The following is a 12069-nucleotide window of genomic DNA, read 5'->3' as shown; positions in this document are numbered from 1 at the left end:
AATCCGTTTATAAAACCCGTTACAAGGATTGACGACTATGAAGATACTGATGGTACTAACCTCCCATGACCAAATGGGCGACACCGGCCACAAGACAGGCTTCTGGCTGGAAGAGTTTACGTCACCTTTCTACGTATTCAAGGATGCCGGTGCCGACATTACTCTGGCATCCCCGAAAGGCGGCCAGCCGCCGGTGGACCCGAACAGTGAAGCCGAAGACGCGCTCACCGATTCCACCCGCCGGTTCATGGAGGACACCCATGCCCGTGAAATGCTCGCCAGCACCAAGAAACTGGCGGATGTGGACATGAACCAGTTCGATGCCATTTTCTACCCCGGCGGTCATGGCCCGCTGTGGGACCTGGCGGAGGATGAAAAGTCCATCGCCCTGATCAAGACCGCCTACGAGCAGGACAAGGTTATTGGCGCTGTGTGCCACGCGCCGGCGGTATTCAAGAACGTGTTCATCAAGCCCGACCAGAACATTGTGGGCGGCCGCGAGGTCACAGGCTTCAGTAATACCGAAGAAGACGCCGTGCAGCTCACCAATATCGTGCCTTTTCTGCTCGAAGACATGCTCAAGCAGAACAACGCCCGCTACAGCCGGGGTGATGACTGGGCACCGCACATCGTGGTGGATGGCAAGCTGATCACCGGGCAAAACCCGGCCTCTTCCGAGGGCACCGCCAAGGCCGTAGTCCAGGCCTTACAGACCAACTGAGTTGTTGAGTCCATGACCATGAAAAACAAAGGGGAGGCCGGCGGCCTCCCCTTTGACGTTCTGATACGGGTGAATCCGTGGTCAGAAGTGAATCACCGTACGAATGCTCTTGCCTTCGTGCATCAGGTCAAACGCCTTGTTGATGTCTTCCAGCGGCATTTCATGGGTGATAAACACATCCAGCGGGATTTCACCTTTCTCGGCTTTCTCTACATAGGACGGCAACTCGGTACGGCCTTTTACGCCACCAAACGCTGAGCCTTTCCAGACCCGACCGGTCACTAACTGGAACGGGCGGGTGCTGATCTCTTCGCCGGCACCGGCCACGCCGATGATCACCGACTCACCCCAGCCCTTGTGGCAGCATTCCAGGGCCGCGCGCATCACCTTGACGTTACCGATGCATTCAAACGAGTAGTCCACGCCGCCATCGGTCATCTCGACAATGACTTCCTGAATCGGCTTGTCGTAGTCGTTGGGGTTGACCACGTCGGTGGCACCCAGCTGCTTGGCGATGTCAAACTTGCCCGGATTGATGTCGATAGCAATGATACGGCTGGCCTTGGCCATGGTCGCGCCGATGATCGCGGCCAGGCCGATACCGCCCAGGCCGAAGATCGCCACGGTCGCGCCCTCTTCCACCTTGGCGGTATTCATCACCGCACCGATGCCAGTGGTCACACCGCAACCGAGCAGGCACACTTTCTCCAGTGGCGCTTCTTTGGGAATCTTGGCCAGTGAAATTTCCGGCAGCACGGTATATTCGGAGAAGGTAGAGCAGCCCATGTAGTGGTACAGCGGCTGGCCGTTGTACGAGAAACGGGAAGTACCATCCGGCATCACACCTTTGCCTTGGGTGGCCCGCACCGCACCGCACAGGTTGGTCTTGCCAGAGGTACAGAACTTACACTCGCCACACTCAGCGGTGTACAGGGGGATGACATGGTCACCTACCTTCAGGTCTTTCACGCCCGGGCCAACCGCTTCCACAATACCCCCACCTTCATGGCCCAGAATCGTCGGAAACAGGCCCTCCGGGTCGGCACCAGACAGAGTGTAGGCATCGGTATGGCACACACCGGTGGCGACAATCTTCACCAGCACTTCGCCCTCTTGGGGCGGTGCCACATCCACTTCCACAATTTCCAGTGGCTTGTTAGCCTCAAACGCTACAGCCGCGCGGGATTTAATCACTTTCAATCTCCTGGTATCCGGTTGAGTCGAATTGCCTGCCAGCATTAACCTTGGACTTTAGCACGTCAGGGCCCTCAAGGCCTGAAACAGACGCCAATCCTCCGGGCAATTACTGACGTATGTTCCGGTAACTTTTTCAGAAGGTTTAATACTTTGAAAACGCTTTACTGGTTTACCCGAGACCTGCGAATGCACGACAACGCCGCCCTGCTGGCGGCATCACGCTCTGATCTGTTGCTGTGCCTTTATGTGGTGGACCCCCACTGGTTTGCCAACGGGCCGTTCCAGTGCCAGGCCATGGGTGAGCACCGCTGGCGTTTTCTCTGGCAAAGCCTGATGGACCTGGAGCGCAGCCTGCGCCCCCTGGGCCAGCGACTGCACATCGCCTTCGGTGAACCGGAGCAAGTGATCCCCGAACTGGTGCGCCAGCACGGTATCCAACGACTGATCCGTTCAAGGTTGCCCGGCACCTTCGAAGCACAACAATGGCAGGCACTCAAACAAGCGCTGCCCGACACCACGCTACAGCAGTTCGAGACCCTCAGCCTGTTCACTGAAGGTGCTTTGCCGATGCCGGTCAGTGAGTTACCGGGCACTTTCTCGCAGTTTCGGAAACAGGTTGAGAAACAGGGGGAACGCGGGCCTGAGTTGCTGCGCATTCGTACACTGACCGCCTTGCCACCCCCGCCGGGTTTTCCTGAAGATAACCGCGGCGACTGCCCGCCGATACCGGAGCCATCACCAGGTGTTGACTTCCGGGGTGGCGAAACCGCCGCACTGGAACGGTTGCAGGCGTTCACGTTTGGCAACCACGGCATTGCCACCTATAAGGAAACCCGTAACGCCCTGGACGACTGGGATTCCTCGTCGAAATTTTCGCCCTGGCTGGCCAATGGCAGCCTGTCGGCTCGGGAAGTATCTGCAACCATTGAGGATTATGAGCGTAAGCAAACCCGCAACGAATCCACCTATTGGCTATGGTTCGAGCTGCTCTGGCGAGAGTATTTCTACTGGTACGCCATCCGGCACGGCAACCGGCTGTTCTGCCGAGATGGGGTGCAGTGCAAGCGCAGGCAGGTCACCTTTTATGGCCATCGCTTCAAAGCCTGGTGTCAGGGTAATACCGAATACCCTGTCGTCAATGCCGCCATGAATCAGCTTCGACAAACCGGCTATATCAGCAACCGTGCCCGGCAACTGGTCGCCAGTTGCCTGATACACGAACTGGAGCTGGACTGGCGCTACGGTGCCGCCTGGTTTGAACAGCAGCTGGTGGATTACGATGTCGCCAGCAACTACGGCAACTGGCAGTACCTGGCAGGCGTCGGTGCTGACCCAAGGGGCCTCCGGCAATTCAATCTGGACAAGCAGGCGCAACAGTACGATCCTGATGGTGCCTTCGTTGAACGATGGCAGGGCAGGTCTTCACAACCGGTGGGCCTGCATACCGTGGACGCAGCAGACTGGCCCATTCTATGAGCACTCCAGTGGATAGCCCGGCAAAGGTTCTGGCACGAATCATCGATACCAGCCAGCCCTCAACGCTTCTGTGTTGCGGTGAAACCGCCAACGCTGTCGCGGCGGTCTGGCGAAAACAGGCTGACTGCGAGCTACTGACCCTCGACACCACGGATCCCAACGCCCACCTGCCGCCGGCCCAGACCCCCGATCTTGCACTGATCACGGACACCCTTGAACACCTGCCCTACGAAGAAGGTGCTCTGTTACTTGGCCAACTGCGAAACTACGGCGCTCACCAGATCGCCGTCGTCATGCCCCGGTCTGCTGACTGGGGATTCACCGATTTCATCGCCCTGGGTTTCCAGCGCCACGCAGAGCTGGAAACCGAGAACGGCGCACTCACGCTTTACACCTACAATCTGGATACTTACAACCATAAACGAGCCTGGAACAATCCCGATAACTGGGCCAATCCGCACATGTGGGGAAAATCGTGGTGGTAAAGAAAACAGCCTCAAGAACACTGACACCCAGCACTATCCGTATCGGCACCCGCTACCGAGCCAATCGATTGAAAGGTCCCTATGACGCCCTGGTGATTGGTTCAGGCATTGGCGGCCTGACCACTGCCGCCTGCCTGTCCAAAGCGGGTAAAAAGGTCCTTGTGCTTGAACAGCATTACACCGCCGGCGGTTATACCCACAGCTACGCTCGTAATGGCTATGAGTGGGATGTGGGCGTGCACTATATCGGCGACATGGGCGCCCGCCATACCCTCGGGCGTCGGCTGTTCGACTACATCACCGATGGCAAGCTCGAATGGGCGCCCATGGATGAGAACTACGACCGGTTCTTTCTGGGCGACAAAGTGGTCAACCTTCGTGCCGGGAGGGAAGGCCTGAGGCACTCGCTACTGGCATCTTTCCCGGACGAAGAAGAGGCTATAGACCGTTACCTGGCCCTGCTCGGCAAAGTGGCCGATGGCATGCAGTGGTATACCCTGTCCAAACTCTCGCCCGCTCTGGCAGGCCCACTGGTCTCCAGAGGGCTGAAGACGGTGCTGCCGGACTGTTTTAACCGCACCACCTATGAGGTGCTGCGGGAACTGACCGACAATGAAGAACTGATTGGCGCCATTACCGGCCAATGGGGCGATTGCGGGGTAACTCCGAAACAGTCGAGTTTCATGGTACACGCGCTCATTGCCAAACATTATCTGTACGGCGGTTTCTACCCCGTCGGCGGTGCCTCGGAAATCGCCAAAACCATTATTCCGGTGGTTCAGGCCGGAGGCGGCGATGTGTTGACCTATGCTGATGTGAAGGAAATCCTGATCGAGAAAGGCAAGGCCGTTGGCGTGCGTATGGCCGACGGCCACGACATCCGCGCCCCGCTGGTGATCAGCAACGCGGGGGTGATCAATACCTTCGAAAGACTGCTGCCGGAGTCCGTCGCTGACAGCATTGGCTATCCCGGCCACCGGGAACACATCAAGCCCTCCATGCCACATATCGGTCTGTACATCGGTCTGAAGGGCACGCCCGACCAGCTCGGATTGCCCCGAACCAATTTCTGGATTTACCCGAGCGCAGACCACGATGGCAACGTGGAGCAGTTCCTGAAAGACCCCCAGAGCGCGCCTTTCCCCGTGGTTTACATCTCGTTTCCGGCTGCCAAAGACCCGGATTACCAGAATCGCTGGCCCGACACCTCCACCATTGAAATTGTTGCCCCCACCACCTGGGAGATGTTCGAGCCCTGGCAGGGCTCCACCTGGGGCAAGCGGGGGAATGATTATGAGGCAGTGAAAGCCCGGATCACCGATCAGTTGCTGGAAGTGATGTATGAGAAGCTGCCTCAGCTCCGGGGCAAGGTAGACTATGTGGAAACGTCCACACCACTCTCTACGGCCTGGTTCTGCCGTTACGAGCAAGGCGAACTCTATGGCCTGGACCACACCCCGGAACGCTTCGAGCAACGTTGGCTGAGGCCGAAAACAGATATCCCCGGCCTGTACCTTACCGGGCAGGACATCCTGACCTGCGGCGTGGTGGGCGCCATGATCGGCGGGCTGGTGACCACCCTGGCCATACGGGGTTTGAAAGGCGCCGGCCTGGCCAAACGAATTTTTGTAGGCTGAGGTGCCGCCATGAGTTCCACACTGACGCCTGAAGACGTTTCCCGGGTGATTGAAATGGCCTGGGAAGACCGCACACCATTTGAAGCCATAGAGGCCTGCTTTGGTCTGCCGGAGAAAGAAGTCATCAGGCTAATGCGGCGGGAGTTGAAGCCGGGCAGCTTCCGACTGTGGCGCAAGCGTGTCAGCGGGCGCAACACCAAGCATGCCCGTTTGAGGCCGGAGGGTGTTTTACGGGCTTATTGCCCGACCCAGTACAAACACAGATGACGGCATCCACGAGTTTCGTTACCGTTACAGATATTGAATAACCACCGGGCAGAGCTATGGCATTCTTCTCCGAAAAAGCAGCAGCGTCGCAACTGAAACACGAGGCAGACAAGGTTGGCAAAGACGACCTGGAATCTCTGTTGGAGCGCCAGAAAGCGATTGAGAAAAAGGTCAGGGGTAGTGGCCGTTTACGCCGTTTTACCACCGATATCCGCCTGATGTTTTCATTGGTGCGGGATTACTGGCGGGGCGATTACCGGGCCATCCCCTGGAAAAGCATTGCCGCCATCGCCGGCGCGCTACTGTATGTGCTGAACCCCATCGATCTGATTCCCGACATTATCTTTGGTATCGGTTTTCTCGACGACGCCGGCGTGGTGGCGTTGTGCCTGAAACTGGTGGAATCTGATCTCCACCGCTATGCCGCCTGGAAAGAGCATCAGGAATCCAGCGATGTCACCACAGTGACAATTGATTAAGGAATAATCAGAGGGTATTCTCTCGCTCCTGTTTCCCCAACCCTGAGCAGTTAACGGAGTAACCGTGGATTTTGCCACCCTGATCGGCCTGGTCGGCGCCATCATGCTTATCGCATCGGCGGTTATCCTGGGCGTGTCTCCCGAGGTGTTTCTCAACCCGGCGTCATTACTTATCGTGGTAGGCGGCAGTCTGCTGGTGGTGCTCGCCAAGTTCAGTTTTTTCCAGTTTCTCGATGCCTTCAAGGTGGCTGCCCGGGCGTTCAAATTCAAGCTTCCGGAAACCCAGGCCAGCATTGACGAGCTGGTTGAAGTTGCCCAGATTGCGCGCAAACAGGGTGTTCTGGGGCTCGAAGGCCGGGACGTCAGCTCGCCGTTTCTGGCCCAGGGGATTCAGATGCTGGTGGATGGCCAGACCGCCGACACCATCAAGCAACTGCTCACCAAAGAGCGGCTAATGACCCTGGACCACAACCGCTCCGGGGCCAAGGTATTCAATGCTCTGGCCGATGTAGCTCCGGCCATGGGTATGATCGGCACCCTGATCGGCCTGGTGCAGATGCTGTCGAACATGGAAGACCCGAAGTCCATCGGCCCGGCCATGGCGGTAGCCCTGCTTACCACGCTGTATGGCGCGATGATTGCCACCATGATTGCCACCCCCATCGCCGACAAGCTGTCGCTGCGAATGACCGAAGAAGCCCGCATGCAGTCGCTGTATATAGATGCTCTTGTGGCCATCCAGGAAGGCACCAACCCCCGAATCATTGAACAGATGCTGTCTTCTTATCTTCCCCCGAAAGAACGCGCAAAGAACGGTGAAGCGGAGACGGCAAGCGACTGACCATGGACGAGTTACCGGAAGAGGAAAAGCGTGCGATACCGGCCTGGGTTGTCACCTTTGCCGACCTGATGTCGTTGCTGATGTGCTTCTTCGTGCTGTTACTGTCGTTCTCCGAAATCGACGCCCAGAAGTTCAAGCAGATTGCCGGTGAGCTGTCCAAAGCCTTTGGTGTTCAGCGGGAGGTTCCGGCCCTGGAAGTTCCCATGGGCACCAGCCCGATCTTCGACAAATTCTCTCCGGCACCGCCTGAGCCGACCGTGGTCAACGAGATCCGCCAGACCACCACCGACCAGCAACCGCAACTGCAGACGCTGAACAGTCCAACTGAGCAAGCGGTGCAGGACGCCATTCAGGAGCAGATGGATGCCAATATGGCAGAGATCCTGGAAGTACTGGAGCCGGCGATTATGGACGGGCGCATCAATGTCTCGGAGGACCAGCGCCGTATCGTGATCCGGGTTGAAGAGAAGGGCTCCTTCCCGTCCGGGTCCGCCCAGCTGACCTGGGAATTCGAGGGCTTGCTGCTGGAAATGGCGGCAGTGCTGGCCGACATGCCCGGCGATCTGGCGGTGGAAGGCCACACCGACAATATCCCGATCCGCACGGAAAGATTCTTCAGCAACTGGGACCTGTCAGCGGCCCGGGCCGCGGCAGTGGCCAACGTGTTGCTGGCGCGGGATCAGGTGTCACCCGAGCGCCTGCGAGTGACCGGCCTGGCTGATACCCGCCCCCGGGTGGCAAACACCACCGCAGACAACCGGGCCAAGAACCGGCGCGTGGAAATCATCATTGACCTGTCTGGCCACCTGGAAGAACAGGAGATCCGGTTGCGGGAGCTGATTGAAACCGAACAGCAAAGTCAGGAAGCCATTATTGATCTGCGGTCTGAGCAGACTTCACCATCTGGCAACCTGGTCTGGTAAAGCGCTACTGCCCGGAGTAGCCCGTCAATTCCATATACCCTACCCCTGTGTGACTGCCAGTCACCGTTACCGGGCTTTCCCAGTACGGATACAAACCATCATTGGTGTAGTTACCCGGAGGAGCCGACAGCATCAGATCGACACCATGGTCCGGTACGGTCAAGCGCCACCGGGTGGGCACAGGCCCGGCGCTGATGTCCGGGTCCAGTTGCAACTGGCCCGGAGCCAGGGCCATGGGGTCTCCACCTACTGGTATCCAGGTACCGGAGCGAAATTGACCTTGCTGCTCCCGAAGCTGGAATGCCATCAGTTTGTCGCCGGAATCCAGGTGCAGGGCAAACCAGTCCCAGCCCTGCTGGCCCGCTTTGAGAAACTGACTACTCCACTCCCGGTCGAACCAGGCCTTGCCGCGCACTGGCAGAGTTTCACGCCCTAACCTCACCTGTCCGGTCACTTCAATATCCACCAGGCTGAAGTACATGGAACCTTCGCCGCTGGCTGACTTGGCGCTGAAGCCGCTCACGCCGTGGGCGACCGGCGCACCCCGCACGGTCAGTTCAAGGTCAAACGCCCAGTAGTCGTCGGTATCAGGCTGCCCGTGACGGACCTGCACCTGCCAATCGTCCGGGGAGTCACCCGTGGTCAATTGCCAATGGTCAAGCCAGACCTGGAATGGCTCCACGGTGGCGCCGGCCTGGCCCAGATCACCCCGGGCCAGACGTTCACCGAACCAGTGCTGCTCCCGGTAGCTGACGGCAGCATGGGCCATCCAGGCCGCCTGCAATGGCCAGCCCGAGGGATCAGGAGCTTCAGTCTCAAGATCGCGGGGCTTGATGGCCTGGCGGAACTGTGTCCATTGCAAGCCCAGCGGTTCGCCAGCGTCCGTTTCCAGATTCGCGGTGAGGTACCACCATTCGATGCGGTGGGCCGGATGGGGGCCGAAGTCCCGGGGGAAAACCAGTTCCGTGCCCGGTCCCGGCTGCTCGAATCCGTCCTCGGGGCCGGCCGCTCCGCCCAGGCCGGCAAAACCTGCGTCTGTGCCCGGCTCGCTGCAACCGGCAAGCAGCCCGCAGACAAGCATCATGGTCAGCCAACGGAGCCTCATCGCTCTTCTCCCGTCACGCTGCCGGTCACCGATGGGCGAACCGCAGGGCGCCCCAACTGCCGGCGCATCAGCAAGGCAATACAGCCGCCAATCAGCAACGCCAGGGCCAGCAATTCCAACCAGAAGACCGGATAGACAGCCATCGGCAGTGACCAGCCGAAGGCCAGGGGGTTGATACGGTGCACCAGCACCCAGGTCAGGCCAACACCCAGCGGCAAGGCCAGCGCCGCTGCACTCAGAGTGACTGCCAGCGCCAACAGCAGGAGTTTCCGGAAGATCTCTGCTTTAGTCATACCCCAGACTTCCAGCAGTCGGAAGTACCACAGGCGGGTGGACAGAAACACCCAGCCCATCAGCAACAGGGCAACCGCCGCCAGGGCGAGGGTCAGCACCGTCATCGCACGGGTCAGCATAAAGGTCTGCTCAAACACCCGGTTGGCCAGATCCTGAATGGCGCGGTTGTCCCGGATGGTCAAAGCCGGCTCGCCCCAGAGTGTCCGCAAGGCGCCTGTAATGGTTTGCAAGCTGACACTGGCCGGGGAAAGCGAGAAGCTCTCGAACGTCAGGTCATAATCCGCTGGCAGGCTCTGCCCGGCAATCAGAACTTCCCCCGCTGGTCGACCGTAATCCGGGTAGATCGCCAGCACCGGCAGGCTTTGGACCTGCTCCGCTAACACCAGTTCCAGTTGGTCACCCACGGACAAATCCAGACGATAGGCAAGCTGTTCATTAACCATGATCCCCGCTCCAGACGCCAGTTTCTGCCAGGGTTGCGATGTCTGCTCCAGCAGGCCCCAGCCGGTCATCAACGGGCCAACCGGCGTTACCGCAAAGACATCCACATCCTGCCAGGCTTGCGTATACCGGAAGCGGCCCGAGCCACGCTGCACATGGTGCCAAAGCCCTTCGTCTGCGGTTGGAAGATGTTCCGTCAGCCAATTGGCAGCCAGTGCGCTGTCCGCGCCATCGGGCACCTGCATGTAGACATCCGCCGACAACCGCTGGCCCAACCAGCGATCAAAGGTGTCCTCAAAGGTAATCACCAAAGCCTGCACGGCCAACACCATGGCCAGGGAAAACTGTAACGCCACCAGGGGCAATGCCAGGCGCCGGCACAACACACCAAACTCGGCCCACCACCAACGCCAACCCGGCTGGGCGCTGGCACGCACACCTGCACCAGATAACAACGACAGGCCCCGTGGCATCAACCACCCGATACCGGCCAGCACCAGTGCCAGCGCCACAAACAGCAACCACAAGGCATCGGCCAGCCACACACCGGCCAGGCCGGCCAACACCAACAATGCAGCCGCTGCGGGCCGCAGACGGCTGCCCGGCATGGCGCACGCAGCCATCGGCATCAGCCAATCCACGATGGCCACAGCCAGCAGCAGCAAGGTCATCACCAATGCGGGCACCAGCCAGTGGTTGCCGCCAGTCGCTAACTGACGGCTATCAAAAAGCCCTTCCATGACATTAGCGAAGCCTCCCTCCAGCACCGAGGCCAGCGCCTGACCGATCCAGATACCTGGTATCAGGGTGATGGCGGCGAGACACAGAAGCTCCAACAGCAGATGCCCGCGCACCCGCCGGCCGGATACCCCAAAGCGGGTCAGGAGCGCGAAACTGTCCCGGCGCTGGGACAGGGACAACAGGTAGACACTGCGCAGGAGCAACCCGGTAATCAGCAACACCAGCACACTCAAAGCATCGAGGTTCAGCAGGAAACTGTCGCCCAACTGACCGGTATCCGGTGACAAAGCGAAAGGGGCCGTGCGATAGGCCGAGGGCAAAGGACCCTCGCCCGCCGCCAGGATCAGGAACAACTGCTGTTCGGCGGCCATTAGAGCAGCTGCGTCGGCGATATCCAGAAAAGGCTGGCCGACCAGCGGCTGGCCATCGAACGTAGCCACATCGCCCTGGCCCTGAAAACACAGAGCCGCCAGAGGGTCGACACCAATCACCCGGCGGGATTCGCCCTCCGGCAAGACCTCCAGCCAGGGCATCACGCACAGGCCCTGGCGGCGAAGCAACACAAAATCCTCTACGGTAAGCTCTGCACCGTCAACTCGTTGCACCTGTTCACGCACCTCCACCAGCCGTTCACTCTGGCCCAGGCTGTCACGGGCCTGGCTGGTAAGGTGGTGAATCCCGGTCCACAAGGCGGTGGCCAGCAACATCAGAATCGCCAGCGCGGCGCCCTGCCAGGGGTGCCGGCGATAGTGACTGAGCAATGCGGTAAACACGGTCATGGGCAGTCAGCCCCCGGACCGATGGCCAAGATCCAGCGTCTGCTGGCAACGGGCGGCCAGCTCCGGGTCGTGGGTGGCGAGAATCAGACTGCAACCGGTTTCACCCTGGAGCCTGAACAGAGCATCGGCGACGTCATTGGCTGTGTGGCGGTCCAGGCTGCCGGTAGGCTCGTCCGCCAGGATCAGATCCGGCGCCATGGCAAAGACCATGGCCAGCGCCGCCCGCTGGCGCTGGCCGCCCGACACCTGATCCGGGAAGCGGTGGCCGAGGTCACCGATCCCAAGAACCTCCAGCCAATGCTGGCAACGGGTTTCAGGCTGGCCCGCCAGCGAAGCACGAAAGCGCACATTATCCAGCAGCGACAACGTGGGCATCAGGTTGGCTTCCTGAAACACCACACCGATTCGCTCGCGACGCAGGCATGGCCAGTCAGCGGTCGAGTCGTTCTCGCCCAACAACATCACGGTGCCGGCGTCCGCTTGCTCCAGGCCACACAGAATATTCAGCAAGGTGGACTTGCCGGAGCCGGAACGCCCCATCAGAGCCAGGGACTGGCCAGCGGGAAGATCGAAGCTCAAACCGGACAGCACCGAAACCGCCGCCGGTCCCCGCCCGAAGGTCTTGCCCAAGCCGCTGACTGTCACCGCACTGCCTGTCATTGCATCTCCTCCTGGCCGACCTT

At 59.7% G+C, this 12069-nt stretch carries 12 protein-coding genes; 8 read left to right on the top strand and 4 right to left on the bottom strand.

From position 1 onward, the window contains the following. Positions 1-37 precede the first annotated feature (37 nt). Positions 38-721 carry a type 1 glutamine amidotransferase domain-containing protein gene (locus tag ABIE59_RS05885; RefSeq protein ID WP_354445145.1) on the top strand — a complete coding sequence of 228 codons (684 nt, stop codon included), beginning with the start codon at positions 38-40 and terminating at the stop codon, positions 719-721. 81 nt (positions 722-802) lie between these two features. Here ABIE59_RS05885 and ABIE59_RS05880 read toward each other — a convergent pair whose 3' ends face one another. After that, positions 803-1915 (bottom strand): S-(hydroxymethyl)glutathione dehydrogenase/class III alcohol dehydrogenase, encoded by a 1113-nt coding sequence (locus ABIE59_RS05880; RefSeq protein ID WP_354445143.1) that lies wholly within the window; start codon positions 1913-1915, stop codon positions 803-805. Positions 1916-2068: 153 nt separating this feature from the next. On the opposite strand from ABIE59_RS05880, the gene ABIE59_RS05875 reads away from it, so the two are divergent. From ABIE59_RS05875 to ABIE59_RS05845, 7 genes are all read left to right on the top strand, one after another. Next, complete coding sequence (locus ABIE59_RS05875; protein ID WP_354445141.1) at positions 2069-3394, top strand: DASH family cryptochrome; 1326 nt, start codon at positions 2069-2071, stop codon at positions 3392-3394. Then, complete coding sequence (locus ABIE59_RS05870) at positions 3391-3879, top strand: DUF6231 family protein (protein ID WP_354445139.1); 489 nt, start codon at positions 3391-3393, stop codon at positions 3877-3879. Before ABIE59_RS05875 ends, ABIE59_RS05870 begins: the two co-directional genes overlap by 4 nt. Next, positions 3873-5516, top strand: coding sequence for a phytoene desaturase family protein (locus ABIE59_RS05865; protein ID WP_354445137.1), 1644 nt, complete (start codon positions 3873-3875; stop codon positions 5514-5516). Before ABIE59_RS05870 ends, ABIE59_RS05865 begins: the two co-directional genes overlap by 7 nt. A 9-nt stretch (positions 5517-5525) precedes the next feature. After that, the gene (locus ABIE59_RS05860) at positions 5526-5783 is read left to right on the top strand and encodes a TIGR03643 family protein (RefSeq protein ID WP_354445135.1); all 258 of its coding nucleotides are present in this window, start codon (positions 5526-5528) and stop codon (positions 5781-5783) included. Positions 5784-5839: 56 nt separating this feature from the next. After that, the gene (locus ABIE59_RS05855) at positions 5840-6262 is read left to right on the top strand and encodes a YkvA family protein (RefSeq protein WP_354445133.1); all 423 of its coding nucleotides are present in this window, start codon (positions 5840-5842) and stop codon (positions 6260-6262) included. A gap of 64 nt (positions 6263-6326) precedes the next feature. Further along, positions 6327-7103, top strand: a complete 777-nt coding sequence (locus ABIE59_RS05850; RefSeq protein WP_354445131.1) for a MotA/TolQ/ExbB proton channel family protein — start codon at positions 6327-6329, stop codon at positions 7101-7103. A gap of 2 nt (positions 7104-7105) precedes the next feature. Continuing rightward, positions 7106-8026, top strand: coding sequence for a flagellar motor protein MotB (locus ABIE59_RS05845; RefSeq protein ID WP_354445129.1), 921 nt, complete (start codon positions 7106-7108; stop codon positions 8024-8026). A 4-nt stretch (positions 8027-8030) separates the two neighbouring features. Here the strand turns inward: ABIE59_RS05845 and ABIE59_RS05840 are convergent, their stop codons facing one another. The 3 genes from ABIE59_RS05840 to ABIE59_RS05830 are packed head-to-tail and all read right to left on the bottom strand — an operon-like array spanning position 8031 to position 12046. Next, positions 8031-9131, bottom strand: coding sequence for a lipocalin-like domain-containing protein (locus tag ABIE59_RS05840; RefSeq protein ID WP_354445127.1), 1101 nt, complete (start codon positions 9129-9131; stop codon positions 8031-8033). Continuing rightward, positions 9128-11386 (bottom strand): FtsX-like permease family protein, encoded by a 2259-nt coding sequence (locus ABIE59_RS05835; RefSeq protein WP_354445125.1) that lies wholly within the window; start codon positions 11384-11386, stop codon positions 9128-9130. The genes ABIE59_RS05840 and ABIE59_RS05835 overlap by 4 nt, the downstream gene beginning before the upstream one ends. Positions 11387-11392: 6 nt before the next feature. Then, the gene (locus ABIE59_RS05830; RefSeq protein ID WP_354445123.1) at positions 11393-12046 is read right to left on the bottom strand and encodes an ABC transporter ATP-binding protein; all 654 of its coding nucleotides are present in this window, start codon (positions 12044-12046) and stop codon (positions 11393-11395) included. Positions 12047-12069: the final 23 nt, after the last annotated feature.

The organism is Marinobacter sp. MBR-99 (genome assembly GCF_040547575.1).
In the GTDB taxonomy this organism is placed as follows: domain Bacteria; phylum Pseudomonadota; class Gammaproteobacteria; order Pseudomonadales; family Oleiphilaceae; genus Marinobacter.
The sequence above is the reverse complement of the archived record's forward strand: the minus strand, read 5'-3'. Positions and strand labels throughout refer to the sequence as shown.

Excerpts from the sequence above, each read along its gene's own strand:
- ABIE59_RS05885 (WP_354445145.1), top strand. The coding sequence starts at position 38 with ATGAAGATACTGATGGTACTAACCTCCCATGACCAAATGGGCGACACC.
- ABIE59_RS05870 (WP_354445139.1), top strand. The coding sequence starts at position 3,391 with ATGAGCACTCCAGTGGATAGCCCGGCAAAGGTTCTGGCACGAATCATC.
- ABIE59_RS05860 (WP_354445135.1), top strand. The coding sequence starts at position 5,526 with ATGAGTTCCACACTGACGCCTGAAGACGTTTCCCGGGTGATTGAAATG.
- ABIE59_RS05855 (WP_354445133.1), top strand. The coding sequence starts at position 5,840 with ATGGCATTCTTCTCCGAAAAAGCAGCAGCGTCGCAACTGAAACACGAG.
- ABIE59_RS05845 (WP_354445129.1), top strand. The coding sequence starts at position 7,106 with ATGGACGAGTTACCGGAAGAGGAAAAGCGTGCGATACCGGCCTGGGTT.
- ABIE59_RS05840 (WP_354445127.1), bottom strand. The coding sequence starts at position 9,131 with ATGAGGCTCCGTTGGCTGACCATGATGCTTGTCTGCGGGCTGCTTGCC.
- ABIE59_RS05835 (WP_354445125.1), bottom strand. The coding sequence starts at position 11,386 with ATGACCGTGTTTACCGCATTGCTCAGTCACTATCGCCGGCACCCCTGG.
- ABIE59_RS05830 (WP_354445123.1), bottom strand. The coding sequence starts at position 12,046 with ATGACAGGCAGTGCGGTGACAGTCAGCGGCTTGGGCAAGACCTTCGGG.